At 70.6% G+C, this 25,458-nt stretch carries 27 protein-coding genes; 10 read left to right on the top strand and 17 right to left on the bottom strand.

Annotation, left to right across the window (positions count from 1 at the left end):
• Positions 1 to 25: 25 nt before the first annotated feature.
• On the top strand, positions 26 to 910 hold the full coding sequence (locus tag LW587_RS06790) for a fumarylacetoacetate hydrolase family protein (protein ID WP_232628832.1): 885 nt from the start codon (positions 26 to 28) through the stop codon (positions 908 to 910).
• Positions 911 to 927: 17 nt separating this feature from the next.
• Here LW587_RS06790 and LW587_RS06785 read toward each other — a convergent pair whose 3' ends face one another.
• Positions 928 to 1,650: an SOS response-associated peptidase gene (locus LW587_RS06785; RefSeq protein ID WP_232628831.1), complete on the bottom strand. Its 723-nt coding sequence runs from the start codon at positions 1,648 to 1,650 to the stop codon at positions 928 to 930.
• Between the two features lie 137 nt (positions 1,651 to 1,787).
• On the opposite strand from LW587_RS06785, the gene LW587_RS06780 reads away from it, so the two are divergent.
• From LW587_RS06780 to ada, 3 genes are all read left to right on the top strand, one after another.
• Positions 1,788 to 3,008 (top strand): GNAT family N-acetyltransferase, encoded by a 1,221-nt coding sequence (locus LW587_RS06780; protein ID WP_232628830.1) that lies wholly within the window; start codon positions 1,788 to 1,790, stop codon positions 3,006 to 3,008.
• On the top strand, positions 3,005 to 4,162 hold the full coding sequence (locus LW587_RS06775) for a M20 aminoacylase family protein (RefSeq protein ID WP_232628829.1): 1,158 nt from the start codon (positions 3,005 to 3,007) through the stop codon (positions 4,160 to 4,162). Before LW587_RS06780 ends, LW587_RS06775 begins: the two co-directional genes overlap by 4 nt.
• A 183-nt stretch (positions 4,163 to 4,345) precedes the next feature.
• Positions 4,346 to 5,428, top strand: a complete 1,083-nt coding sequence (ada, locus tag LW587_RS06770) for a bifunctional DNA-binding transcriptional regulator/O6-methylguanine-DNA methyltransferase Ada (RefSeq protein WP_232628840.1) — start codon at positions 4,346 to 4,348, stop codon at positions 5,426 to 5,428.
• Positions 5,429 to 5,530: 102 nt separating this feature from the next.
• Here ada and LW587_RS06765 read toward each other — a convergent pair whose 3' ends face one another.
• Positions 5,531 to 6,538 carry a cation diffusion facilitator family transporter gene (locus tag LW587_RS06765; protein ID WP_232628828.1) on the bottom strand — a complete coding sequence of 336 codons (1,008 nt, stop codon included), beginning with the start codon at positions 6,536 to 6,538 and terminating at the stop codon, positions 5,531 to 5,533.
• 284 nt (positions 6,539 to 6,822) lie between these two features.
• On the opposite strand from LW587_RS06765, the gene LW587_RS06760 reads away from it, so the two are divergent.
• Positions 6,823 to 7,257: an HIT family protein gene (locus tag LW587_RS06760; RefSeq protein WP_232628827.1), complete on the top strand. Its 435-nt coding sequence runs from the start codon at positions 6,823 to 6,825 to the stop codon at positions 7,255 to 7,257.
• 7 nt (positions 7,258 to 7,264) lie between these two features.
• Here LW587_RS06760 and LW587_RS06755 read toward each other — a convergent pair whose 3' ends face one another.
• The 10 genes from LW587_RS06755 to LW587_RS06710 form a co-directional block, all read right to left on the bottom strand.
• Positions 7,265 to 7,660 carry a PilZ domain-containing protein gene (locus LW587_RS06755; protein ID WP_232628826.1) on the bottom strand — a complete coding sequence of 132 codons (396 nt, stop codon included), beginning with the start codon at positions 7,658 to 7,660 and terminating at the stop codon, positions 7,265 to 7,267.
• A gap of 147 nt (positions 7,661 to 7,807) precedes the next feature.
• Complete coding sequence (locus LW587_RS06750) at positions 7,808 to 8,035, bottom strand: hypothetical protein (RefSeq protein ID WP_232628825.1); 228 nt, start codon at positions 8,033 to 8,035, stop codon at positions 7,808 to 7,810.
• Between the two features lie 134 nt (positions 8,036 to 8,169).
• The gene (locus tag LW587_RS06745) at positions 8,170 to 8,544 is read right to left on the bottom strand and encodes a HesB/IscA family protein (RefSeq protein ID WP_232628824.1); all 375 of its coding nucleotides are present in this window, start codon (positions 8,542 to 8,544) and stop codon (positions 8,170 to 8,172) included.
• A gap of 305 nt (positions 8,545 to 8,849) precedes the next feature.
• On the bottom strand, positions 8,850 to 9,233 hold the full coding sequence (locus LW587_RS06740; protein ID WP_232628823.1) for an SUF system Fe-S cluster assembly protein: 384 nt from the start codon (positions 9,231 to 9,233) through the stop codon (positions 8,850 to 8,852).
• Positions 9,234 to 9,287: 54 nt separating this feature from the next.
• Positions 9,288 to 10,532, bottom strand: coding sequence for a cysteine desulfurase (locus LW587_RS06735; RefSeq protein ID WP_232628822.1), 1,245 nt, complete (start codon positions 10,530 to 10,532; stop codon positions 9,288 to 9,290).
• On the bottom strand, positions 10,529 to 10,780 hold the full coding sequence (locus LW587_RS06730; protein ID WP_232628821.1) for a hypothetical protein: 252 nt from the start codon (positions 10,778 to 10,780) through the stop codon (positions 10,529 to 10,531). The genes LW587_RS06735 and LW587_RS06730 overlap by 4 nt, the downstream gene beginning before the upstream one ends.
• Positions 10,781 to 10,953: 173 nt before the next feature.
• Positions 10,954 to 12,276, bottom strand: coding sequence for a SufB/SufD family protein (locus LW587_RS06725; protein WP_232628820.1), 1,323 nt, complete (start codon positions 12,274 to 12,276; stop codon positions 10,954 to 10,956).
• Positions 12,276 to 13,028: a Fe-S cluster assembly ATPase SufC gene (sufC, locus tag LW587_RS06720; protein ID WP_232628819.1), complete on the bottom strand. Its 753-nt coding sequence runs from the start codon at positions 13,026 to 13,028 to the stop codon at positions 12,276 to 12,278. The genes LW587_RS06725 and sufC overlap by 1 nt, the downstream gene beginning before the upstream one ends.
• A gap of 269 nt (positions 13,029 to 13,297) precedes the next feature.
• Complete coding sequence (gene sufB, locus LW587_RS06715; RefSeq protein WP_232628818.1) at positions 13,298 to 14,767, bottom strand: Fe-S cluster assembly protein SufB; 1,470 nt, start codon at positions 14,765 to 14,767, stop codon at positions 13,298 to 13,300.
• A gap of 83 nt (positions 14,768 to 14,850) precedes the next feature.
• Positions 14,851 to 16,020 carry a cysteine desulfurase family protein gene (locus LW587_RS06710; RefSeq protein WP_232628817.1) on the bottom strand — a complete coding sequence of 390 codons (1,170 nt, stop codon included), beginning with the start codon at positions 16,018 to 16,020 and terminating at the stop codon, positions 14,851 to 14,853.
• A 306-nt stretch (positions 16,021 to 16,326) separates the two neighbouring features.
• Between LW587_RS06710 and LW587_RS06705 the strand changes: the two genes are divergently transcribed.
• Positions 16,327 to 16,983, top strand: a complete 657-nt coding sequence (locus LW587_RS06705) for an alpha/beta hydrolase (RefSeq protein ID WP_232628816.1) — start codon at positions 16,327 to 16,329, stop codon at positions 16,981 to 16,983.
• 46 nt (positions 16,984 to 17,029) lie between these two features.
• On the top strand, positions 17,030 to 18,115 hold the full coding sequence (locus LW587_RS06700; RefSeq protein ID WP_232628815.1) for an ABC transporter permease: 1,086 nt from the start codon (positions 17,030 to 17,032) through the stop codon (positions 18,113 to 18,115).
• 82 nt (positions 18,116 to 18,197) lie between these two features.
• Here the strand turns inward: LW587_RS06700 and LW587_RS06695 are convergent, their stop codons facing one another.
• Positions 18,198 to 18,443, bottom strand: a complete 246-nt coding sequence (locus tag LW587_RS06695; RefSeq protein WP_232628814.1) for a hypothetical protein — start codon at positions 18,441 to 18,443, stop codon at positions 18,198 to 18,200.
• Between the two features lie 154 nt (positions 18,444 to 18,597).
• Here LW587_RS06695 and LW587_RS06690 point away from each other — a divergent pair, with 154 nt between their 5' ends.
• Positions 18,598 to 20,076: an MFS transporter gene (locus LW587_RS06690; RefSeq protein WP_232628813.1), complete on the top strand. Its 1,479-nt coding sequence runs from the start codon at positions 18,598 to 18,600 to the stop codon at positions 20,074 to 20,076.
• A gap of 503 nt (positions 20,077 to 20,579) precedes the next feature.
• Positions 20,580 to 20,873: a hypothetical protein gene (locus LW587_RS06685; protein ID WP_232628812.1), complete on the top strand. Its 294-nt coding sequence runs from the start codon at positions 20,580 to 20,582 to the stop codon at positions 20,871 to 20,873.
• Between the two features lie 89 nt (positions 20,874 to 20,962).
• Here the strand turns inward: LW587_RS06685 and LW587_RS06680 are convergent, their stop codons facing one another.
• The 3 genes from LW587_RS06680 to LW587_RS06670 all read right to left on the bottom strand — a co-directional run bounded on the left by LW587_RS06680 (position 20,963) and on the right by LW587_RS06670 (position 23,311).
• Entirely contained in the window at positions 20,963 to 21,445 is a 483-nt protein-coding gene (locus LW587_RS06680; protein ID WP_232628811.1) for a hypothetical protein, read from the bottom strand.
• Positions 21,446 to 21,542: 97 nt separating this feature from the next.
• Entirely contained in the window at positions 21,543 to 22,241 is a 699-nt protein-coding gene (locus LW587_RS06675; RefSeq protein ID WP_232628810.1) for a DUF1013 domain-containing protein, read from the bottom strand.
• A 158-nt stretch (positions 22,242 to 22,399) separates the two neighbouring features.
• The gene (locus LW587_RS06670) at positions 22,400 to 23,311 is read right to left on the bottom strand and encodes a LysR family transcriptional regulator (protein ID WP_232628809.1); all 912 of its coding nucleotides are present in this window, start codon (positions 23,309 to 23,311) and stop codon (positions 22,400 to 22,402) included.
• A gap of 142 nt (positions 23,312 to 23,453) precedes the next feature.
• Here LW587_RS06670 and wrbA point away from each other — a divergent pair, with 142 nt between their 5' ends.
• Positions 23,454 to 24,053 carry an NAD(P)H:quinone oxidoreductase gene (gene wrbA / locus LW587_RS06665; RefSeq protein ID WP_232628808.1) on the top strand — a complete coding sequence of 200 codons (600 nt, stop codon included), beginning with the start codon at positions 23,454 to 23,456 and terminating at the stop codon, positions 24,051 to 24,053.
• A 95-nt stretch (positions 24,054 to 24,148) separates the two neighbouring features.
• Here the strand turns inward: wrbA and LW587_RS06660 are convergent, their stop codons facing one another.
• Positions 24,149 to 25,375 (bottom strand): acyl-CoA dehydrogenase family protein, encoded by a 1,227-nt coding sequence (locus LW587_RS06660; protein WP_232628807.1) that lies wholly within the window; start codon positions 25,373 to 25,375, stop codon positions 24,149 to 24,151.
• Positions 25,376 to 25,458 lie beyond the last annotated feature (83 nt).

Here is a 25,458-nt window from a genome sequence, read left to right as displayed (position 1 = left end):
GAACCTCAAGCCAGGGATGTGGGCGATGAAGCTGATCCGGCACGGCGCGAGCGGCGACGAGAAACCCGGCCTCGTGGATCGCGACGGCGGGCTTCGCGATCTCTCGGGCGTCCTGCGGGACATTGCCGGCCCCGGCCTCTCCCGCGACTCCCTCGACCGGCTCGCCCGTCTCGATCCCGAAAGCCTGCCGCTCCTGCCCGCCTCGACCCGCCTCGGCCCCTGCGTCGGCGGCACCCGCAACTTCGTGGCGATCGGGCTGAACTACGCCGACCACGCTGCCGAGACCGGCGCGGCGATCCCGGCCGAGCCGATCCTGTTCAACAAGGCGCCGTCCTGCATCGTCGGCCCCAACGACACGGTGATCCTGCCCAAGGGCTCGGCCAAGACCGACTGGGAGGTGGAGCTCGCCGTGGTGATCGGCGCCCGCGCTTCGTATGTCCACGCCAACGAGGCCCTGCGCTACGTGGCGGGCCTGTGCATCTGCAACGACCTGTCCGAGCGCGAATTCCAGATGGAGCGCGGCGGCACCTGGACGAAGGGCAAGGGCTGCCCGACCTTCGGCCCCCTCGGCCCCTGGCTGGTGACCCTCGACGAGATCCCGGATCTGAAGGCCCTCGCCATGAGCCTCGATCTCAACGGGCAGCGGATGCAGACCGGCTCGACCGCCACCATGATCTTCGACGTGCCGCAGATCGTGGCCTACGTCTCGCACTTCATGATGCTGGAACCCGGCGACGTCATCACCACCGGTACGCCCCCCGGGGTCGGCCTCGGGATGAAGCCGCCGCGCTACCTCCGGAGCGACGACGAGATGGTGCTGCGCATCGATCGCCTCGGCGAGCAGCGCCAGCGGGTCGTGGCCTTCGACGACTGGACCGCGAAGGTCGCCGCGGGCGAGCCGACCCACTGAGCGCCGCTCCGGCGGGGTCAGAACAGCTCGCCCTGCAGGCGGCCGGTCTCGATCCTCGGCGGCGCCTGCCCGACCGGCTCGGCGAGGCCCGGATCGTCGTGGCGGGTGGCGTTGACGCGCTCGCTCACCGCGACGAGCCGCAGCCACGCATCGGGGCAGGGGCGGCACAGCCGGGCGGCCTCCGGGCCGTCCACCGTCGGGTCGAGCCAGGCCGCGACCGCCTCCGGCGCCAGGATCGCCGGCATGCGCTCGTGGATCGCGCTCAGGGTTCCGTTGGCCGAGCAGGTGACGATGGCGCCCGTATCCACCTCCGAGCCGTCGGCGCCCATCCAGGGCTCCCACAGCCCGGCCAGCGCCATCGGCGCCCCGTCGCACCGATGCACCGCGAAGGGCTGCTTGACCGCCGCCTTGCCCGTGCCCGCGCGGCGCCACTCGTAGAAGCCGTCGGCGAGGAAGACGCAGCGGCGGTGGCGCAGGGCCCCGCGGAAGGCCGGCTTCTCGGCGGCCGATTCGATGCGGGCGTTGAACAGGACCGGGAAGCCGTTCGGATCCTTGAGCCAGGACGGCCACAGGCCCCAGCGCACGAGGCGCAGATGCCGCTGCCCGCGCTCGGCCAGCACGATCGGCACCGGCTGGGTCGGGGCGATGTTGAAGCGGCCGGGGAAGTTCGGCCGGTCCGCGTAGCCGTAGAAGGCGCGGTAGACCTCCGGCGGCTGGCCGATGAAGAAGCGTCCGCACATGGGTCCGGTCTGCGCAGCCCGCGCCGGGGGATCAAGCCCGCCGAAGCCGGCTCGCCCTGCCCTGCACAGGAAGCCACCGCCCCGATGGTCCGTTATGTCCCGTTGCGCGGGGCCGCCGGGGCGCTACGTTGGCGGCCATGACCTCTCCCGCCACGGCGACCGGCTCCGAGCCCGCCCTCGAGGTACGGGCCGTGCCGGGGCTCGCCCGGTTCGACGCCGCCGAATGGGACGCCTGCGCCCGCTCGCCCGAGACGCTGGCCTCCGGCGACGAGACCTTCAACCCCTTCACCTCCCACGCCTTTCTCTCGGCGCTGGAGGAAGCGGGCTGCGTGTCCCGCCGCACCGGCTGGCTGCCGCTGCATCTGCGGGTCGAGCGGGCCGGGCGGCTGGTCGGCGCCGCGCCCTGCTATCTCAAGTCCCACAGCCAGGGCGAATACGTGTTCGATCATGCCTGGGCCGATGCCTATGAGCGGGCCGGCGGCAGCTACTATCCGAAGCTCCAGGTCAGCGTGCCATTCACGCCGGTCACCGGCCCGCGCTTCCTGATCGCCCCGGGCGAGGACCCCGACGCCGCGACCGCCGCCCTCGTGGCGGGTCTGCGGGCGCTGCGGGCCGAGACCGACGCCTCCTCGATCCACGTCACCTTCATGCAGGCGGCGGAATCGGAGCGGGCGGCGGCGCTCGGGATGCTGCCGCGGCTCGACCAGCAATTCCACTTCGAGAACGAAGGCTACGCGGATTTCGAGGCTTTCCTCGGCGAGCTGGCCTCCCGCAAGCGCAAGGCGATCCGCCGGGAGCGGCGCGAGGCGCTGGCCCCGGGCATCACCATCGAGCCCCTCACGGGCTCCGACATCACCGAGGCCGATTGGGACGCCTTCTACGCCTTCTACCGGGACACCGGCGCCCGCAAATGGGGCCGGCCCTATCTGAACCGGGCGTTCTTCTCGCTGATCGGCGAGCGCATGGCCGAGCGCATCCTGCTGGTGATCGCCCGCCGCGAGGGCCGGGCGATCGCGGGCGCCATCAACTTCATCGGCGACACCGCGCTCTACGGGCGCAACTGGGGCTGCCTTGAGGAGCATCCCTTCCTGCATTTCGAGGTCTGCTACTATCAGGCGATCGACTTCGCCCTCGCCCGCGGCCTCAAACGGGTCGAGGCCGGGGCCCAGGGCGAGCACAAGCTCGCGCGGGGCTACCGCCCGGTGCCGATGCACTCGGCCCACGATTTCGCCGACCCGGGCCTCGGCCGCGCGGTGGGCGACTACCTGAAGCGGGAACGCCGCGCCGTGCGCGACCTCATCGCCGAATCCGGAGCGCTGTCGCCGTTCCGCCAGACCTGCCAGGAGACAGGGGAATGAGCCCGATCGACCGCATCCGCGCCTACGCGGACGAATTGACCGCCATCCGGCGCGACCTCCACGCCCATCCCGAGATCGGCTTCGAGGAGGTTCGCACCTCGGGCATCGTCGCCGGGCATCTCGAGACCTTCGGCATCGAGGTCCACCGGGGCTTCGGCAAGACCGGCGTCGTCGGCGTCCTCCAGGGGCGGCCGGGACAGCGCCGGATCGGGCTGCGCGCCGACATGGACGCCCTGCCGATCACCGAGGAGACCAACCTCCCCTACCGCTCCACCGTGCCGGGCACGATGCATGCCTGCGGGCATGACGGGCACACCACGATGCTGCTCGGCGCCGCCCGCTACCTCGCCGAGACCCGCGACTTCGACGGCACGGCAATCTTCGTGTTCCAGCCGGCGGAGGAAGGGCTGGGCGGGGCCCGCGCCATGATCGCCGACGGCCTCTTCGAAAAGTTTCCGGTCGACGAGATCTACGCGATCCACAACGCGCCCCACGGCCCGCACGGGGTGTTTCAGGTGCGGCCCGGGCCGATCATGGCGGCGGCGGACTTCTTCGACATCCGCATCACCGGCCGCGGCGCCCACGCGGCGATGCCGCATCAGGGCATCGACCCGATCGTGGTGGCGACGGGGCTCGCCCAGGCGATGCAATCGATCGTCAGCCGCAATGCCAACCCGCTGAAATCCGCCGTGGTCTCGATCACGCAGATCCACGCGGGCGCGGCCTACAACGTCATCCCCGAAGGCGCCCATCTCGCCGGCACCGTGCGCACCTTCGATCCGGCCTTGCGCACCCTGATCGGCACCCGCATCCGCGAGATCGCGGCGGGCTTCGCCGCCGCCTACGGCGCCACCATCGCGGTCGACCTGCGCGACGTGTTCTCGGTGCTCGACAACAGCGCCGCGCAGGCGGCGGCCGCCGCCGAGATCGCGGCGGAGCTGTTCGGGCCGGAGAACGTCGAGGCCGACACCGTGCCGCGCATGGGCAGCGAGGATTTCGCCGACATGGTGGCCGCCGTCCCCGGCGCCTATGCGTGGCTCGGCGCGACCCCGGGGCCCGGCCTGCACAATGCCCGCTTCGACTTCGACGACAGCCTGATCCCGCTCGGGGCGGCCTACCTCGCCCGGGTGGTGGAGCGGCGCACGGCGGCCTGACGTCCCGGGATCCCAAAGGGATCATCCCTCGGCGGAGAGCGGGGCAGCGCCCCGCTCTTTCCCAGGGCTCCGCCCTGGACCCGCGAAGGGCTTGCCCTTCGAACCCGGATTTCGGCAGCAAGGGGCGGGATGCGGGCCCGCGGCGGACGGGCCAGGATCGGCCGGACCGTGACGGAGACGCCCATGCTCGCCGAGACCGACATCCTTCCCCCCGACAGCCCTCTCACCGAGGCGCGGATGCGCGCGGCGGTCGAAGCCCGCGACGCGGCACTCGACGGGCGCTTCGTCTATTCGGTGCGCACGACCGGGGTGTATTGCCGCCCGAGCTGCCCCTCACGGGCGGCGCTGCCGAAGAATCTTGCCTTCCACACGACCTGCGCCACGGCGGAGGCGGCAGGCTTCCGGCCCTGCCGCCGCTGCCGACCGGACGCGGCCTCCTCGGCGCAGCGCCAGGCCGGGCGGATCGCCGATGCCTGCCGGCTCATCGCGGCGTCCGAGACCCTGCCGAGCCTCGACGCGCTCGCCCGGGCGGCGGGCTTGAGCCCGTTCCACTTCCACCGGACCTTCAAGGCGGTGACCGGCGTGACGCCGCGGGCCTACGGCGCGGCGCATCGCGCATCGCGCGCCGCCGACAGCCTCGCTTCGGGCGCCTCGGTGACGGACGCCGTCTACGCGGCGGGCTATGGCGCGCCGAGCCGCTTCTATGCGGGCGCCGCCGGGCGCCTCGGCATGGCCCCGTCCGCCTATCGCAAGGGTGCGCCCGGCGAGCGCATCGCCGTCGCGGTCGAGCCCTGCGCCCTGGGTCTCGTGCTCGTGGCGGCGACGGAGCGGGGCGTCTGCGCGATCCAGCTCGGCGACGACGCGGAGACGATGCGCGCCGATCTCCGGGCCCGCTTTCCCCACGCCGAGATCGGGCCCGGCGCGCCCGGCTTCGCGGCGCGGGTGGCGCAGGTCGTCGGCCTCGTCGCGGCCCCGGCGCGCGCCCACGACCTGCCCCTCGACATCGGCGGCACCGCCTTCCAGCAGCGGGTCTGGGAAGCCCTGCGCCGCATCCCGGCCGGCACGACCGCGAGCTATGCCGAGATCGCCCGCGCCATCGGCGAGCCGGCCTCCGTGCGCGCGGTGGCGATGGCCTGCGGCGCCAACCGGATCGCGGTGGCGATCCCCTGCCACCGGGTGGTGCGCTCCGACGGGGCGCTGTCGGGCTACCGCTGGGGCGTGGCACGGAAGGCGGCCCTGCTCACCCGCGAGCAGGAAGAGGGATAAAGCCTCGGCCCGGGAGCGGGGTGCCGGCTCTCGAAAAAATGCCGACGCGACCCAGACATCGAGAGGCTCGCCCCGGATCCGGAATCCAGGGCGAGCCTCGGGTCAGGCCGGCACGGCCGAGCCGGGCGGGGCCGCGTCCGATCCGGCGGGGGCAGGCTCGGCCTGCGTGGCGGCATGGGCGCCCTTCGCCTGGATCTCGATGAAGACCCGGGTGACGTTGCGGCTCTTGGCCTTGATGCGCTGCTCCAGCCGCGCCACCGTCTGTTCGACTTCGCCCGCGGGGATCTCGTCGGCGAAGTCGAGGCTGAGATTCACCAGGATGTCGGACGGGCCGAGATGCTGGGTCAGCACCTCGTTGACGTGGCGCACCGCCCGCTCCTCGCGCACCGCCGCCTCGATCGAGCGCACCACCTCCGGATCGGCGGCCTCGCCGATCAGCAGGCCGTGGGTCTCGAACATCAGGAAGATCGACATGCCGATCAGCACCACGCCGATGCCGATCGAGGCCCAGCCGTCGAGCACCGGCTTGTCCAGCACATGCGCCGCGATCACGCCGGCCATGGCGATGAACAGGCCGATCAGGGCCGCGATGTCCTCCACCAGGATCGTGTAGAGGGCCGGGTCCTTGCTGCGCTGGATCGCGGTGATCGCCGACCGGTTCCCCTTCTCGGCCCAGAAGGCCCGGAGCGCCACGAGGCAGGAATAGCCCTCGGCCAGGATCGCGAAGCCGAGGATCGAGACGTTCACCCAGAAGCCCGACAGCTGGTAGCCCAGCACCGTCGCATCCGCGGCGGGCTCGGGATGCTGGATCTTGTGGGCGCCCTCGTAGATCGCGAAGATGCCGCCGCCGAGGAAGATGAACAGCGCGACGATGAAGGCGTAGAAATAGACCTCGCGCCCGTAGCCGAACGGATGCTTCGCATCCGCGGGCTTCTGCGCCCGCTTCAGGCCCACCAGCAGCAGGATCTGGTTGGCGGTGTCGACCATCGAATGGGCGCCCTCCGCCAGCATCGCGGTCGAGCCGGTCAGAAAGGCGCCGACGAACTTCGCCGCCGCGATCGCGAGGTTGGCCCCCGCCGCCGTGTAGATCGCACTCGTGCTCTCGGCCATTCCCGCGCTCCCGTTCGGCGCACCGGAAGCGTCGCCGTCGTCACGGGGCTCTCAACGCGCTCATGGGCCGCATGGTTCGACCCCCGATGGCCGGGATGATGGGGGCGATCCGTTTCGGAAGGGCCGGGGCGGTGGACGGGGCCGGGCCGGCCGTGCAACCTGCCGCCCATCGCGGGGCGCCGGCCCGGCGCCTTCCCATCTCGACCCTGCCGCCCGGATCCTGCCGCGCGGTCCTGCGACGAACCGGCCTCGCCGTTGTCGGACGGCGCTTGAGGAGGAGCCCGATGACGCCGCCCTACGACCCCGACAACATCTTCGGAAAGATCCTGCGCGGGGAGATCCCGGCCCACACGGTCTACGAGGACGCGGACACGCTGGCCTTCATGGACGTGATGCCCCAGGGCGAGGGCCATACCCTGGTGATCCCCAAGGCCCCGAGCCGCGGCCTGCTCGATGCCGAGCCGTCGACCCTCACCGCCCTGATCGCGACGGTGCAGCGGGTCGGGCGCGCGGTGAAGACGGCCTTCGCCGCCGATGGACTCACGGTCTTCCAGTTCAACGAGCCGGCGGGCGGGCAGACGGTGTTCCACCTCCACGTCCATCTCGTGCCGCGGCACGAGGGCGTGCCGCTGAAGCGTCACGAGGGCGGCATGGCCGACAACGCCGTTCTGGCCGAGCACGCCGCGCGCATCCGGGCGGCGCTGGACGACGCGGCCTGAGCCGCGATCAGGCGGCGCTGGCCTTGGCTGCGCCCATGGTGGCGAGCACCGAGCGCAGGGCCGCGTTCTCGGCCTCCAGCTCGGCGATGCGGCGCAGCAGCACGCCGATCGAGGCGTCCTGCTTCACCTCGGGCTCCGCCGCCGGCTTGCGCTGATCCACGAAGGCGATGCCGACGGCACCGTCGCGTCGCCAGCGCAGCGCCGAGCGGAAGGTCTCGTCCTTCTGCGGGATATAGAGGTCGAACACCTCCGGCAGGGTGCTGGTCTCGCTCAGCTCGATCCGCGCGCCGGTCTCCGACATGTCGCGGATCAGGCAGTCCATGCTGGACGCGCCCTTGTTGAAGAGGATCAGACCCTTGAGGAACGTTCGCTTGCGGATGTCCTGGCGCTGGTCGCTGGTCATGGTCGGCCTCCGGCTCCGACGATTCCAGCGACCCTAGCCGGGAGCCGTTAAGGAATGCTCGACGGAATCGTCGAGCGGGCCGCCCGGATGATGGACGTCGGCGGAAGCGGGCCGGCGTCTCCCTTGAGCCGAGTTCCGGCCCGGGACTCAGCCCTGGCGCTCGTCGAGGGACTGGAACAGGTAGAAGCCGTTGAAGCGCACGGCGGTCGTGGCGGCGCGGTCGTCGAAGCCCGGGGGCGCGGCCGAATCCGCGTCGATCTTGCCGCCGAAGGTCCAGCGGCGCCCGCCCACGAAGCGCGGCACCGCATGACTCTCCGGCACCGCACAGCACAGGGCCTCGCCGCCCCTGCGCCGGAACACGTTGTAGCTGCGCATCGGTACCCCTCCGCCTCGCTGCCCCGTCGGAGCGGAAGGGTTGGTCCGACAATCGGACCGGTTTGTGGCCGCAGCCGCGCGGGCGGCCGGGCCCGTGCGTCAGCGCACGGGCCCGGGCGGGCTCTGGAACCGTATCAGGCCAGCGCGCCGAGCCGCTCGGGGCTCACGGGCGTGATCGCCACGGACTCGCCGCAGCCGCAGGCCGAGGTCTGGTTCGGATTGTTGAACACGAACTGGGAGGACAGCTTCGTGGTCTGGAAGTCCATCTCGGTGCCGAGCAGGAACAGCACCGCCTTCGGATCGATGAACACCCGCACGCCCCGGTCCTCGATCATGTCCTCGCCGGCCTTGCGATCCTCGGCATATTCCATCGTGTAGGACATGCCGGCGCAGCCGCCGTTCTTCACGCCGACCCGAAGCCCCGCGATGGGGCGCTCCGCATCGGCCATGATGGCCTTGAGCCGCTCCGCCGCGCGGTCGGTCAGCGAAATTACCTTGAAACCAGACATCGTCGTCGCTCTCCTGCGACCGGGTTCAAGGCCCGGGCGGGTGAGGGGTTTTGTACGGAGAGGAAGATAAGCACTCCCCCGACGCCGGTCCACCGGGAGACCCGGCGCACCGGTCGATTGCAGCGGTGCTATGCTGAATCGGTGACGGAGGTTGCGATGGCCTGATCGTTCTCTTTGCCGCGTGGTGGAGATCCCGCCGCCCTCCACCACCGTGATCGACCTGCCCGCCCTCGGGGCGCGGCTCGCGCTCGCCGACCTCTACGAGGACGTGGCCTTCGAGCCGGGACGCCCGGTCCGCTGAGGCGCTACCACATGTCCAGCGCGACGCGGGCCTCGTCGGACATCCGGCTCTGGTCCCACGGCGGGTCGAACACCATCGTGACCGAGCAGGCCTGCACACCCGGCACCGCCGAGACCGCGTTCTCGACCCAGCCCGGCATCTCGCCGGCCACGGGGCAGCCCGGGGCGGTCAGGGTCATGTCGATCAGCACGCGCCGGTCGTCCTCGATCTTGACGCGATAGATCAGGCCGAGCTCGTAGATGTCGGCCGGGATCTCGGGATCGTAGACGGATTTCAGGGCGGCGACGATGTCGTCGGTCAGGCGGTCGATCTCTTCCGCGGGGATCGCGGAAGCCGCCGCGAGGGCGGGGGTATTGGTGCCCCCGGTGATGGTGGCGTCGGTGCTCATCGGTTCACTCCTTCCGGCCGCCGCGTCCGACGACCGAAATTGTCTTGGAAAAATCTACGCGAACAGCTTCTCGGCCTTGGCCAGCGCTTCGGCCAGGACATCGATCTCCTCGGTCGTATTATACAGACCGAACGAGGCGCGACAGGTCGAGGTCACGCCGAAGCGGTTCAGCAGCGGCATGGCGCAGTGGGTGCCGGCCCGCACCGCCACCCCCTGGCGGTCGATGATGGTGGCGACGTCGTGGGCATGGGCGCCCTTCACCTCGAAGGCGATGACGCCGCCCTTGTCGCGGGAATTGCCGATCTGGCGGATCGCCTTCATCGCGCCGAGGCGATCCTGGGCATAGGCGGTCAGCATCGCCTCGTGGGCGGCGATGGCCTCGCGCCCCAGTCCCATCATGAATTCCAGCGCGGCGCCGAGGCCGACCGCCTCGATGATGGCCGGCGTGCCCGCCTCGAAGCGGTGGGGCGGGTCGTTGTAGGTGATCGAATCCTGCGTGACGGTGCGGATCATCTCGCCGCCGCCCTGGTAGGGCGGCAGCCGGTCCAGCCACGCCTTCTTGCCGTAGAGGACACCGATGCCGGTCGGGCCGTAGACCTTGTGGCCAGTGAAGACGAAGAAGTCGCAATCGAGCGCGGCGACGTCGACCGGGCGATGCACGGCACTCTGCGCCCCGTCGAGCAGCACCGGCACGCCGTGGGCGTGGGCGATGCGCACGATCGCCTCGGCCGGGGTCACCGTGCCGAGCACGTTCGACATATGGGTGATCGCCACCATCTTGGTGCGCGGGCTGAACAGCTTCTCGTATTCCTCGATGAGGAAATTGCCGTCATCGTCGACCGGCGCCCATTTGATGACGGCGCCGCGCCGCTCGCGCAGGAAGTGCCAGGGCACGATGTTGGAGTGGTGCTCCATGATCGAGAGGATGATCTCGTCCCCCTCCCCGATCAGCCCGGCCCAGCCCATCGACGCGGCGACGAGGTTGTAGGCTTCCGTCGCGTTGCGGGTGAAGATGATCTCGTCGGTCGAGGCGGCGTTGAGGAACTGGCGCGTGGTCTCGCGGGCGCCCTCGAACCCCTCGGTCGCGGCGTTGGCCATGTAATGCAGGCCGCGATGCACGTTGGCGTAGCCGGTCTCCATGCAGGAGACCATCGCGTCGATGACGCGCTTCGGCTTCTGCGTCGAGGCGGCGTTGTCGAGATAGACCAGCGGCTTGCCGTAGACCTTTTCCGAGAGGATCGGGAATTCCTTCCGGATCGCCTCGAGGTCGTAGCGGGTGGCGGAGACGGGTGCGTTCATGAAAGGGCGCTCGCGAATTCCCCTCCGGGTGAGGAGGGTGCCTCGCGCAGCGAGGCAGGAGAGGGATCATTCCGGTCTTCGATGGCCGCGCCGAGGGCGTCCATCACCGCACCGGGATTGCGGGGAACCGGATCGGTCGAGACGCGCCCGACGAGGAAGCCCCGGTCCGTGAGCCACGCATCGCGCGCCTCATGAGCGACGCTTTGCAGACGGAGTGCGCCGTCGTTCAGCCCAGGGCGCTCGTCCATCGCCAATTCTCCATCGTGCGCATCGCCCTCTCCCGCTGCGCGGGAAAGGGAGGCCCCCGAAGGACGTCGGGTGAGGGGCCAGCTCCGCATGGTCCGGAACCGTCGCTCCCCTCTCCCGCCTCGCATCCCGCGAGGCCCCTCCCCCGCAGAGGGGGAAGGGTGATGGCAGCGCCTTAGCTCCGCGACGCCAGCCATGCCTCGATCCCGCCGATGAGCGCGTCCCGCGCGCCCTCGTGCGTGACCGTCTCCACCGCCTCGCCGACGAAGGCCTGCACCAGCAGGCTCTCGGCGATGGCGCGCGGCAGGCCGCGGGCCATGAGGTAGAACAGCAGGTCGTCGTCCGGCGCGCCGCAGGTGGCGCCGTGGCCGCAGGCGACGTCGTCGGCGAAGATCTCCAGCTCCGGCTTGTTCATCATCTGGCCGTCGTCGGTCAGAAGCAGGCAGTCGGACTTCATCTTGCCGTCGGTCTGCTGCGCGACCTGGCGGACGATGATCTTGCCCTGGAACACGCCGGTGGAATCGCCGTCGATCACCGTCTTGAACATCTCGCGGCCGACACCGCCCGTCGCCGCGTGATCGGCGAGGAGCGTCGAGTCCGCGAGCTGGCCGTGGCCCAGCAGCGTCGCACCGTTGACGACCGCGTGGGCGTCCTCGCCCGCGACATGCAGGTAGATCTGGTGGCGCGAGAGCTTGGCACCGGTGACGAGATTGACGGTCTCGAGCTGGGCCCGCGCGTCGAGGCGCACGGACAGCGTCGACAGGGCGACGGCCCCATCGCCCTCCCGATTCAGCCGGGTGTGACGGAAGGCGGCCTCGGCGCCGATGCGCACGTCGAGGGCATCGTTGGGCTGGTAGGTCAGCCCGGACGGTCCCTCGTGGCTCTCCAGCAGGAAGAACTCCGCGTCGGCGGCGACATCGACCAGAACGCGGGTCGCGGTCGAGAAGGCCGCCGCGCCGGTGCCGACGAAGCGCAGGTGGATCGGCGTCTGCGGCTTGGCGCCGGGAGCGACCGAGATCAGCGCGCCGTCCGCCAGGAAGGCGGTGTTGAGCTGGTAGATCGGGTTCTCCCGCACCTGCTCGACGGGGGCGAGAAGCGACAGGCGCGGGTCGCCCTGCGCCAGCGCCTCGTTGAGCGGCGTGACGGTCACGCCTTCGGGGACCCGGTCGAGGTCCGACAGGGACGCGACGAGGTGGCCGTTCACGAAGGTGAGGCGGACGGCCTCGATCTCGGAAAAGCCCTTGGCCCCGGCGACGGCGGTCCGGGCCGCGTCCGCGCTCGGCGCCTCGGCGGGCGGGGCGGCCTCGGTGATGGCGGCGCGGAGATCCGTGTACTTGAACGCCTCGACCCGGCGGCTCGGCAGACCGGTCGCCTCGAAGAAGCGGAACGCCTCCTCGCGGCTGATGGCCTGCTCGCTGGCAAAGCCCTTCCGCGCGGTCTCGAAGAGCTTGGAGAGGCTGGCCTCGGCGGGGGAGCGGAGATTGGTGACGTCGGCCATCACGCAGCCTCGCTCGTGCGGTACTCGGCGTAGCCGGAGGCCTCGAGCTCGAGCGCCAGTTCCTTGCCGCCGGTCTTCACGATCTGGCCCTTCGACATGACGTGCACGGTGTCGGGCACGATGTGGTTGAGGAGCCGCTGATAGTGGGTGATGACGAGGAATGAGCGTCCTTCAGCCCGCAGGGCGTTGACGCCCTCGGAGACGATGCGCAGCGCGTCGATGTCGAGGCCGGAATCGGTCTCGTCGAGCACGCAGAACTTCGGCTGCAGCAGCGCCATCTGGAGGATCTCCATGCGCTTCTTCTCGCCGCCGGAGAAGCCGACGTTGAGGGCGCGCTTGAGCATCTCCTTGTTGATCTCGAGCTTGTCCGCGGCCGCGTTCACCGCGCGGATGAAGTCGGGGGTCGAGAGATCGGCCTCGCCCCGGGCCTTGCGCTGGGCATTGAGGCAGGCCTTGAGGAAGGTCATGGTGCCGACGCCCGGGATCTCCAGCGGATACTGGAAGGCCAGGAAGATGCCGGCGGCGGCGCGCTCGTCGGGCGCCATCTCCAGCACGTTCTGCCCGTCGAGCAGGATCTCGCCGTCGAGGACCTCGTAGTCCTCCTTGCCGGCGATGACGTAGGAGAGCGTCGACTTGCCGGACCCGTTCGGGCCCATGATCGCGGCGACCTCGCCGTCGTTCACGGTGAGGTTCAGTCCATTGAGGATGCGGTTGTCCTCGATCTGCACGACGAGGTTTTTGATCTCAAGCATGTTCGTCCAAGTCCTTCATAACCATTCCTGATGCATCGCCCGCAGGACGGCCGCGTTGCGGCCCGGATCTCCGGACGGGCCGCCGGTCCCTGCATCGATGCCGCATCGGGGACAGGAGAGCGGTGCCCGTCGGGCGGGTCGCTCTGCACGTTCGTCCGATGCGAAGCGCTTCGGGCTGCCAGGAGCGCCGGAGCGCGGGCTGCCTCTCACCGCGTCCGACCCCACGCGGCGCGCCGTGCCGCGCGCCGCGAGGTCGGACCCGCAGACCGTTAGCCCACCGAGCCTTCGAGGCTGATCGAGATCAGCTTCTGGGCCTCCACGGCGAACTCCATCGGCAACTGCTGCAGCACGTCGCGGACGAAGCCGTTGACGATGAGCGCGGTCGCCTCCTCCTCGGAGAGGCCGCGCTGCAGGCAGTAGAATTTTTGATCTTCGGAGATTTTGGATGTCGTCGCTTCGTGCTCGAACACCGCACTCGCGTTCTTCGATTCGATGTAGGGCACGGTGTGGGCCCCGCACTGATCGCCGATCAGGAGCGAGTCGCAGTTGGTGAAGTTGCGCGCGCCCTTGGCCTTCTTGTGGGCCGAGACGAGGCCGCGATAGGTGTTCTGCGAGCGGCCCGCCGAGATGCCCTTCGAGATGATTCGGCTGGTCGTGTTCTTGCCGAGATGGATCATCTTGGTGCCGGAATCGACCTGCTGCATGCCGTTCGACACCGCGATCGAGTAGAACTCGCCGCGGGAATCGTCGCCGCGCAGGATGCAGGACGGGTACTTCCACGTGATCGCCGAGCCGGTCTCGACCTGCGTCCACGAGATCTTCGAGCGGGCGCCGCGGCAATCGCCGCGCTTGGTCACGAAGTTGTAGATGCCGCCCTTGCCCTCGTTGTCGCCGGGGTACCAGTTCTGGACGGTCGAGTACTTGATCTCGGCGTCATCGAGGGCGACCAGTTCGACCACCGCGGCGTGGAGCTGGTTGTCGTCCCGCTTCGGGGCGGTGCAGCCCTCGAGATACGAGACGTAGGAGCCCTTGTCGGCGATGATGAGCGTGCGCTCGAACTGGCCGGTGTCGCGCTCGTTGATGCGAAAGTACGTCGACAGTTCCATCGGGCAGCGCACGCCCGGCGGGATGTAGACGAACGAGCCGTCGGAGAAGACCGCCGAGTTCAGGGTCGCGAAGAAGTTGTCGGTCACCGGCACGACCGAGCCGAGGTACTTCTTGACGAGGTCAGGGTACTCGCGGATGGCCTCCGAGATCGGCATGAAGATGACGCCGGCCTTCGAGAGTTCGGCCTTGAAGGTGGTGGCCACCGAGACCGAGTCGAACACCGCATCGACCGCGACGCGGCGCTCGGGGGCGATGCCCTCCAGCACCTCGACCTCGCGCAGCGGAATGCCGAGCTTCTCGTAGGTCTTGAGGATTTCGGGATCGATCTCGTCGAGCGATTCCGGGCCTTTCCGCTTCGGCGCGGCGTAGTAGTAGATGTTGTTGTAATCGACCCGGTCGTAGGACACCCGCGCCCACTCCGGCTCCTTCATCGTGAGCCAGCGCTTGTAGGCGTCGAGGCGCCAGGCCAACATCCATTCCGGCTCGTTCTTCTTGGCCGAGATGAAGCGCACCACGTCCTCGGAGAGGCCCTTCTCGGACTTCTCCATCTCGATGACGGTTTCGAATCCGTACTTGTACTGGTCGAGGTCGATCGAACGGACCCGATCGATGGTCTCCTGCACAGCAGGCATTCAGCCTCTCCTACCGACGCCGGCTTCAAGGGCCGGGGGTTTCAACGCGAAAAATGGCTTGGGCGGGCGGCGCTGAGTGCTTCTCAGGCTGCCTGCCCTCGCCGCTGATATAGGGACGACACGACCCGTTCGAACCCCTTCTGAAATCGTTCGAGATCGCGTTCCCGGGTATTCCAGCCGAGACTCACGCGCAGCGCCCCCGCGGCCAGCGCAGGGCTCACGCCCATCGCCGCCAGCACCGGCGAGCGGGCGACCTTGCCCGAGGCGCAGGCCGAGCCCGACGAGACCGCGACCCCGGACAGATCGAGGGCGATCAGCGCGGTGGCCGCCTCGAGGCCCGGCACGGCGAGACTCAGGGTGTTGGGCAGGCGCGGCGCCCCCGCCCCGAACACGACCATGTCGGGGGCGATCGCGCGCAGCGCCGCCTCCAGCGTGTCGCGCAGGCCGGCGAGCCGGGCGCCCTCCGCCTCCAGAGCGGAGCGGGCGATCTCCGCCGCCGCGCCCATCCCGACGATGCCGGGCAGATTCTCGGTCCCGCCGCGCCGCCGCGCTTCCTGGCCGCCGCCGCGCAGGAAGGGCACCGCGAGGGTGACACCCGGCGCCAGCACCATCGCGCCGACGCCCTTGGGGCCCGCGAATTTGTGGCCCGAGAGCGTGAGCGCATCGAGGCCGAGGGCGGGGACATCGAGCGGGATCCGGCCCGCCGCCTGGACGGCGTCGCTGTGGACGAGCGCCCCGTGCGCGCGGGCGAGGGCCACGATCTCCGACAGCGGCTGGACCACGCCGGTCTCGTTGTTGGCGGCGTGGACCGAGATCAGCACCGTCTCGCCACGGCAGGCGCGCAGCCGCCCGGCGAGAACGTCGAGCCGGACCCGCCCCGCGGCATCGACCGGCAGCCCCTCGACGGCCTCCGCCGGGAAACGGTGGCCCGCGGCCACGCAGGGATGCTCGGTGGCCGAGACCAGAAGCCGCGTGGGGGCGGGCCGGCCCTCCCGGCGCAGGGCCCCCGACAGGACGGCGTTGGCGGCCTCGGTGCCGCTGCCGGTGAAGGTGACGCGCTCCGGCGCGGTGCCGAGAAGCGCCGCGACCTGCCCGCGAGCGGTCTCAAGCACGTGGCGGGCGGCGCGCCCCTCCGCATGGATCGAGGAGGGATTGCCGGGCAGCGTCAGCGCATGCGCGACCGCCGCCGCGACCTCGGGCCGCACGGGCGAGGTCGCGTTGTGGTCGAGGTAGCTGCGCGCGGCCCAATCCATCCTGTCGTCCGAATGTCCTGTCTGAGCTGTCTTCGCGGCCCGCAAACGCCCGGCGGGTCGTGATTTCCTTGATTCGTCCCCCCGTCCCCATGCTAAGGCGCCCGGAACGGTGCCCCGCAGGTCGGTCAAGGACGTCGGTCCTCTTCTTTAGAATGGGTCTAATCACCTAGAATCATTCTAAGACCGCTTGTAGAAGGCGCGCGGAGCGAGTCAAGGCAGGGCCTGCGCAGTGCGGGCCCTCGTCTCTGTGCCTTCCCCGGCGCGCGGCGGGCACGGGGATCAGCACGGGATCATCCCGAGGACACCATGCCTGAAGTCATCTTTTCCGGCCCCGCCGGCCGCCTGGAAGGCCGCTACCAGGCTCCCAAGAAGAAGGGCGCGCCGATCGCGATCGTGCTGCATCCGCACCCCCAGTTCGGGGGGACGATGAACAATCAGATTGTGTACAATCTTTTCTACACCTTCGCCAATCGCGGCTTCGCGGCCCTGCGCTTCAACTTCCGCGGCGTCGGCCGCAGCCAGGGCGCGTTCGATCACGGCTCGGGCGAATTGTCGGACGCCGCCGCGGCGCTCGACTGGGTGCAGTCGGTCAATCCGGAGGCGAAGTCCTGCTGGATCGCGGGCGTGTCGTTCGGCTCGTGGATCGGCATGCAGCTGCTGATGCGCCGCCCCGAGATCGAGGGCTTCATCTCGATCGCCGCCATGGCCAACCGCTACGACTTCACCTTCCTGGCGCCCTGCCCCTCCTCCGGCCTGTTCGTGCACGGCTCCGAGGACCGCGTGGCGCCGGCCCGCGAGGTGATTCCGGTCATCGAGAAGGTGAAGACCCAGAAGGGCGTCATCATCGAGCACCAGATGGTCGAGGGCGCCAACCACTTCTTCGACGGCAAGGTCGACGAGCTGACCCAGACCGTCGACACCTATCTCGACAAGCGCCTCGGGGGGCGGCCCGCAGCCGCGTGACGGCCCTCCCCCGCCGGGAGCGCCCCGGCCTCCCGCACGGCCGCGCATGAGCCGGTCGCTCGCCGCCCTCGCCCGCCGCCGGCTCGTCCGCGACCGCGGCGGCCTGGCGGCCCTCGCGGCCCTGGCGCTGACCGCCCTGGCCTGCCTGGTCGGCCCCTGGCTCACCGGGCATGCGCCGGAGCGGATCTATCCCGACTTCGTCCGGCTCCCGCCCGGGCTCGCGGCCCATCCGCAGCCGGACGAATTGCGCCCGGTCCTCGACCGCCTCGCTTTCCGGATGCGGCTCGCGGTCGAGGCGGTCTCGGAAGAGGGCGGGCGCGTCCGTGTGACCTTCACCGCGCCCCGGCCGATCGACGAGCGGGCCTTGAGGCTCCTGCCCCGCTCGGACCTGTTCGGCCCGCCGGTCGTGCTGGCGTGGGACGACGGGGGCCGCCGCCTCGTGGTCGAGGCGCCGGTGCGGCGGCTGCGCTTCCTCCTCGGCACCGACGTGCTCGGGCGCGACCTCCTCACCCGCTGCCTCGTCGCGGGACAGGTCTCGCTGCTGATCGGGCTCACGGCGACGCTGGTCGCGCTCGGGGTCGGGGTCGCCTACGGCGCGGTCGCCGGGATGGCGGGCGGGACCGCGGACGCCCTGATGATGCGCCTCGTCGACATCCTCTACGCCCTGCCCTTCGTGTTCTTCGTCATCATGCTGCTGGTGTTCTTCCCCGCCGGCCTGTGGCTGGTGCTGGTGGCGGTGGCGGCGGTCGAGTGGCTCGACATGGCCCGCATCGTGCGCACCCAGACGCTGAGCCTGAAGAGCCGGGATTTCTTCCGCGCGGCCTATGCGCTGGGGTCGCGCACGGAGGCGGTGCTCGTCCGCCACGCCGTGCCCAACATGCTGGGGCCGATCATCGCGGCGGCCACCCTGCTGGTGCCGCGGGTGATCCTTTTGGAGAGCTTCCTGTCGTTCCTCGGCCTCGGCGCGCAGGAGCCGGACACCTCCTGGGGCGTGCTGATCGCGGAAGGGTCGCGCTCCCTCGAATCCGCGCCGTGGATGCTCGCCGCGCCCGCGGGCTTCCTCGTCGTGACGCTCGTGGCGCTGAACCGCCTCGGCGACGGCCTCGCCGACGCGCTCGATCCGCGGCGATAGGGCCTCGTCCCGAAAGCTGGCGTCCGGCTCGTTCCGGGAGGCGGCGTCCCCCGCAACGGGCCGATGCGCGCGGGCCTGGGCCCTATCGCTCGGGCTCCGACGGGGGCAGCGCGCCGTATCCCTGATAGACCACCCGCACCGCCCGCCGCTCCCCGGGCAGGTCGGAGAGCGGGATCGACTTCGATCCGCGCAGGACCGGGACGGGCGCCGGCTCGGCCCCCCGGATCGGGCGCAGGGCCCAACGCTCCGCCGCGGCGGGTCCGGGCCGGTCGGCCGCGATGGCCGAGGCGGCGAGCACGGCCCCCGCGGCAGCGAGGGGCGGAAGCACGATTCTGGGACGGAAACTCGCGGAAAATTTCATGGCGGCAGGCCCGGGGGAGTGGGGCCATTCCGCACGCTGAGGCGTTGCCGGAGTCCGATACGCGCCGGGCGGACAAGCGCGTTGCGAACAAGAGTCCGCGATCAGGGTAAACGGGGCGCCAATGACGAGCCGAGTGGACGGTCAGGCCGGGGCGACGGCGCCCGAGCGCGTCGCGGCGGGCACGGTGATCGACACCGACATCTCCGCCCGGCTCGACCGATTGCCGTTCGGCCGCTTCCACACCCTCGTCATCGTCGCGCTCGGCATCACCTGGGTGCTCGACGGGCTCGAAGTGACCCTGGCCGGCGCCCTCGTCGGTGCCCTGCGCAAGGAGCCGATGTCCTTCACCGAGTTCGACGTGGGGCTGGCGGCGAGTTCCTACCTGATCGGCGCGGTCACCGGCGCGCTCGGCTTCGGCTGGCTCACCGACCGGATCGGGCGCAAGAAGCTGTTCTTCATCACGCTGGCCCTCTACCTCGTGGCCACCGCCGCCACCGGCCTGTCCTGGGACATCTACAGCTTCTGCCTGTTCCGCTTCCTCACGGGGGCGGGGATCGGCGGCGAGTACACCGCGATCAACTCGACCATCCAGGAACTGATCCCGGCCCGGGTGCGCGGCTGGACCGACCTCGTCATCAACGGCTCGTTCTGGATCGGGGCGGCGCTCGGCTCGTTCCTGTCGATCGCGCTGCTGCGCCCCGAGGTGATCGATCCGGCCTGGGGCTGGCGCGTCGCCTTCTTCGTCGGCGGCGGCATCGGCCTCGTGATCCTGCTTCTGCGAAGCTGGATTCCCGAGAGCCCGCGCTGGCTCGTCACCCACGGCTACGCCGCCGAGGCCGACCGGGTGGTCTCCGGCATCGAGAAGCGCTTCACCGATGCCGGGATCACCCTCCCCCCGCCGGACCCGAACCGACGCCTCAAGCTCAGGGTCCGCAGCCACACGCCGCTGTCCGAGGTGGCGAGCGCGATGTTCGTGACGAGCCGCCGCCAGACCGTCGTCGGGCTCGCGCTGATGATCGCCCAGGCCTTCTTCTACAATGCCCTGTTCTTCACCTACGCGCTGGTGCTGGAGCGGTTCTATCAGGTCCCCGGCAGCGATGTCGGCTGGTACCTGCTGCCCTTCGCGCTCGGCTCCTTCCTCGGCCCGGTCCTGCTCGGGCGCCTGTTCGACACGGTGGGCCGGCGCCCGATGATCGCGGCGACCTACGGCATCTCGGCGGTGCTGCTCGCCGTCGTCGGCACCCTGTTCCAGCTCGGCATCCTCGGCCCGGTGGGCCAGACCGCGGCCTGGATGGTGGTGTTCTTCTTCGCCTCCGCCGCAGCGAGCGCCGCCTACCTCACCGTCGCCGAGACCTTCCCCCTGGAGATCCGGGCGCTGGCCATCGCCGCCTTCTACGCGCTCGGCACCGGCATCGGCGGCGTGTCGGGGCCGCTGCTGTTCGGCGCGCTGGTCGAGACCGGCTCGCGCGACCTCGTGCTCGTCGGCTATCTGATCGGCGCCGCGCTGATGGCGGTGGCGGCGATCGTCGGCGGCATCTGGGGCACGGCCGCGGAAGGCAAGTCCCTGGAGGACGTGTCGAAGCCGCTGGCTTCGGCGTGACGGGAAGCCTCGCGCCGACGGCCCTTTTCGGCCCGCGAGCTGATTGCGGGACCATCGGGCTCGGCGCGCGGCGCCGGGGCGACGCAATCCGTTTCGGCGAACCGGCGTCCCTCGCATCGGCCCGAGGCGGGGATGCCGGATCTCGGCGAACGCCCCTCCGATAGACCGCTCGCGAGAATCACCCCGGACCCGGCTTCCAGCACGATCCCCTCAAGCGGCTTCGGCCTGCGTTTTCCACGCCGCCGGCCCATCCGAAGCAATCGGGACGAAACATGGCGCGATGGATTGCTTCGATTGTTACTGATATTTCGTCAGGTTTTTCGAGAATTTCTTCGTGCTATGGAGCACAAAAATAGTCTTATCGCGCCACAATCCCGACACAACCACGTGCGCGACAGCACAGAAACCGAGAGCGGCCGGATCTATATCTGGCTCATCGGCCAACGAGAGCGGCCGACGACCCGGAGATCGCTCCGGGCCTTCTCTTCGAAGGAGTCACGGCCATGTTCCGCACGACGTTCCGCAAGCCCCTCGCTGCCGCCGTTGCCGCCCTCACCGTTGCGGGCACGCTCGCCGCCTCCACCGGCAGCGCCGAGGCGCATTGGCGCGGCGGCCCCGCCATCGCCGCGGGCGTGTTCGGCCTCGCGGTGGCCGGCATGGCGGCCGCCGCCGCGGCCGATGCCTACGGGCGGCCCGCCTACGCGCCGGTCTACGGCTATGGCTGCGGCACCGTCCGGCAGCCGGTCTACGACATCTACGGCGTGCAGGTTGGCTGGCGCCGCGTCCCGGCCTGCTGAGCCGGTCGCTGCCCAAGGTCCTTGCCCAAGCCCCTTGCCCAAGCCCCGAAAGAGCCCCCAACCCCGCCCCGGACGAGGCGGGGTTTCGCTCATGCGGCGGGCTTGCGCCGCCGCAGCCAGATCGCGGAGGCCACCGCGAGCGGCTCGAGCGGGAGGGTCACCTCGCCCTGGCGCCGGCCCCAGAGCTCGAGCCCGCCGAAGCCGACCCGGCGCACGCTGAGCCACGCGCCGAAGGGGAACACCGTCTCGTTGCCCTCACCCGGCCCGAAACATTCCTCGAAGGCGATCGGGTCCACCATGAGGGCGTCGTAGCGGGCGAGATGGGCCGCCATCCCGATCCGGGAGCGGAACGGCCCGCGATCGCGGCGGGCCGAGACGAAGCAGGGCTCGTAGGCGGTCAGGCTGAGCCGGAGCCAGCCACCGATGCGCAGATAGGGCGGGTTCGGTCCCCGGTCGCTGAACTGCTCCGGGGCCCAACCGGCCTCCCGCACCAGGGATTCGGCGAGGGTGAGCGTCTCGTAGGCCGCCGCCTCGGACTCCGCACCGGGTTCGGCCACGCTGCCGTCGGCCATACCACAACCCTCGCCCCTGTCGCCGCCCGGTCCGGGCAGCGCGACAGGCATTATCCCGCAAGGCCCCGCGTGGGGCGAGCGGCCCGTGCGAAAAAAATCAGTCCTCGTCGTCGTCCTCGTCGATGCGGCTCATCCCCTTGAGCTTGGCGAAGACTGCATCGGCGTTGAGATCTTCCTCTTCCTCGTCGCGCTCCTCGGCGGCCGGGGCGGTCGAGACCTCGGTCGGCAGGAGCTTGGCGCCGGCATCGGGCTGAGCCACGACCGGACGGTCCTTGGCGGCGCGCTGCACCTCGAAGTCGAGGTCGATCTGGGAGCACAGGCCGAGGGTCACCGGATCGAGCGGGGAGAGCTGGCTGGAATTCCAGTGGGTGCGCTCGCGGATCTGCTGGATCGTCGACTTGGTGGTGCCGACGAGGCGGATGATCTGCGCGTCCTTCAGCTCCGGATGGTTGCGGAGCAGCCAGAGGATCGCGTTCGGCCGGTCCTGGCGGCGCGAGAGCGGGGTGTAGCGCGGGCCCTTGGTGGTGCGCTTCACCTCCGGCAGCTTCACCTTCGAGACCGCGACCTTGAGCCGGTAGTGCGGCGCCTTCTGGGCCTTCTCGATCTCGTCGCGGGTGAGCTGGCCGGTGGTGATCGGGTCGAGGCCCTTGATGCCGGCGGCGACTTCGCCGTCGGCGATGCCCTTCACCTCCAGCGGGTGCAGCTTGCAGAAGTCGGCGATCTGCTCGAAGGCCAGGGAGGTGTTCTCGACCAGCCATACGGCGGTCGCCTTGGGCATCAACGGACCTTGGGACATCGGGCAACTCCAGGGGGTCGGTGCGGTCGCGGCGCGGATTCGGGACCTCCGCAACGGGTTTCCCGAGGCCTCCGGCCCGAGGCGCGGAGGATCCCGTGTCGCGATGAATGAGGGGATCGCCGCTTATACAGGCGGAATCCCCCGCCGCGCAATTGCATTCACCTCTCCGCGGCCCTCGCGTCCGGCGGCCCCGGCTCCCGCCCCTCCAGGGCGGCCCGCAGCGGCGCGATCTCGGCCGCGATGTGGTCGAGGAAGGCCCGGACCCGGACCGACTGGCGCAGGTCCGGATGGGTGAGGAGCCACAGGACCGAGGACAGGTCCGGCTCGGGACCGGACAGGCGGCGCAGGGCCGGGTTGCGGTCGGCCGTGTAGCAGGGCAGCGCGCCGATCCCGATCCCCGCCGCCACCGCCTCGCACAGGCCCAGCACCGTGTTGATCCGCAGGGCCACCCGCTCGGGCCCGGCGCGCGCGGCGACGAAGCGCGTGAACAGCCCGCCCGCCACGCTCTCGTCCGGGCTCACCCAGGCCGAATACTCAGCCGGATCGTCGGCAGGATCGTCGGCCGGGCCGTAGACGGCCCAGGCCACCTCCGCGAGGCGGCGCCCGACGAGGTTCGCGGGCGGCGCCCGGGTCGCCCGCAGGGCGACGTCGGCGTCGCGCCGCGACAGGTTCAGTGCCTCCTCCGAGACGACGAGGTCGAGGCACATCCGCGGATAGCGCTCCCGGAACCTTGCGAGCATCGGCATCAGCAGGTCGAGGGCGAGGCCCGCGGGCGCGGTCACCCGCAGGGTCCCGCAGGGCACCGTGGCCCGATCGGTCACCGCCCGGTCGAACCGGGCCGCCTCGTCCTCCATCCGCAGCGCGGCGGCCACCATGGCCTCGCCCGCGGGCGTCGGCACGTAGCCGGAGCGGTGGCGCTCGAACAGGCGCGTGCCGAGCGCCGCCTCCACGGCCGCGAGCCGCCGGAAGGCCGTGGAGGGATTGATGCCGAGCTGGCCCGCGGCCGGCGCCAGGGCCCCCCGCTCGGCGATCGCCCGCACGAGGCGGAACTCGTCCCACGGCACCGGCATCGCGCCCCTTCCCTGCGGCCTTCCTTGCAGCATCGCAAAGATGCTCTTGCAGATCGGGGCATTTCTGCAAGGGGCTCGCCTCCCCATACTGGGCGCATCCGAGAGCCGCCCCGAGCGGCGGAAGGCTGAAGGAATGACCGCAATGGCGAAGGTTCTGGTGCTCTATTACTCGTCCTGGGGCCATGTGGAGCGCATGGCGCAGGCGGTGGCCGAGGGCGCCCGCGAGGCCGGCGCGGAGGTGGCGGTCAAGCGGGTGCCGGAACTGGTGCCCGACGCGGTGGCCGAGCAGTTCCACTACAAGCTCGACCAGGAGGCCCCGATCGCCACCGTCGAGGAATTGGCGGGCTACGACGCGATCATCTTCGGCACGCCGACCCGCTACGGCAACATGGCCTCGCAGATGAAGCAGTTCATCGACCAGACCGGCGGCCTCTGGGCCAAGGGTGCGCTGGTCGGCAAGGTCGGCTCGGCCTTCACCTCGACCGCCTCGCAGCATGGCGGCCAGGAGACCACCCTGACGAGCTTCCACACGGTGATGTTCCACCACGGCATGGTCGTGGTCGGCCTGCCCTACAGCTTCGCGGGGCAGAACGGCGTCGGCGAGGTCAAGGGCGGCTCACCCTACGGCGCCACCACCATCGCCGACGGCGACGGCTCGCGTCAGCCGTCCGACGTCGAACTCGACGGCGCCCGCTACCAGGGCCGCCACGTGGCCGGCATCGCCGCCAAGCTCGCCGCCTGATTTTTTTCCGAGTTCGGGCGGGCGCGTCGGCCCGCCCGGCTCTCACCCCGTCATCGCGCGGCGGAGCCGAAGCGATGACGGGAGCGCAGGAACCATCACCCCCGCGGCAGCATGCGGTCGCTGATGATCCGGCGCTGGATCTCGCTGGTGCCTTCGAAGATCGTGGTGAGGCGCGCGTCGCGCCAGTAGCGCTCGACCCGCCGCTCGGTGGTGTAGCCGTTGCCCCCGTGCAGCTGCATCGCCTGGTTCGTCACCCGGACCGCCATCTCGGTGGCGAGCAGCTTCACCGCCGCCGATTCGCTCTCGGCGGGCAGGCCCTCGTCGAGGAGATGCGCCACCTGGCACCAATAGGCGCGGGCCTGGGCCACCTCCGCCGCCATGTCGGCGAGGGCGAAGCGCAGGGCCTGGAACTGGCCGATCGGCTGGCCGAACTGCGCGCGCTCCTGAAGGTAGAGGGTGCAATCCTCCACCGCCGCCCGGGCGACGCCCACCGCCCGCGCCGCCGTGTGGACGCGGGCGATGTTGAGGCCGCGCTGCACCGAGGCGAAGCCGCCCGCATCGGCATCCGCCCCCTCGTCGCCGTAGAGCCCCGTGAGCCGGTCGCTCTCCGGCACGCGCACGCCGTCGAGCGCGAGCTCGAAGGTGAGGAAGCCGTGATACCCGATCTTGTCGATGACCTTGCCGGTCATGCCCTTCGGAAAGGTGCCGGGCTCCTTCACGACGAGGAAGGGCTCGAGCCCCGCCGAGCGGGATTCGCCGGGCTCGGGGTCGCGCACCCGGGCCAGCACCTCGATGAAGTCGGCGCCTTGGGCGAAGCCCGCCCAGCGCTTGGTGCCGGTGAGCACCCAGTCGTCGCCCTCGCGCACCGCGCGGGTCTGCACGCCGGCGAGATCCGAGCCGGCGGTCGGCTCGGACAGCGCGATCGAGCCGATCCACGCGCCCTTGGCCGATTTCGCGAGCAGGCCCCGGCGGCGCGCGTCGTCGAGCGTCTGGGTGCCGAGGCCCTGGCCGCGGGCGAGGATCGAGCCGGTGGAGAGCCAGGCGCGCGCGAGTTCCTCGGAGATCAGGCAATACTCGAAGACGCCGAGGCCCATTCCGCCATACTCGGCGGGAATCGTGATGCCGAACCAGCCCTTGCCGGCCATCTGCTCGATGAGGCTGCGCGGCATCTCGCCCTTCTGCGGATCGAGCTCGTCGGCGATCGGCAGGACCACGTCGCGGGCGAAGGCCCGGGCCTCCGCCTGCAGGGCGACGCGGCGGTCGGTGCGCCAGGGTGAGAGCAGTTCCGGCGGACGCGGCTCCATCACGTCGGGCTTGCCCATCGTCCTGTCCTCCCACCGCACCGGTTCGTGCGTGGGAGCCGAACGCTCAAGTCGGCAAAACGTTCGCGGGCCGGGGGATTTCG

Origin of the sequence: Methylobacterium sp. Leaf118 (assembly GCF_920984675.1) — a bacterium.
In the GTDB taxonomy this organism is placed as follows: domain Bacteria; phylum Pseudomonadota; class Alphaproteobacteria; order Rhizobiales; family Beijerinckiaceae; genus Methylobacterium.
The sequence above is the reverse complement of the archived record's forward strand: the minus strand, read 5'-3'. Positions and strand labels throughout refer to the sequence as shown.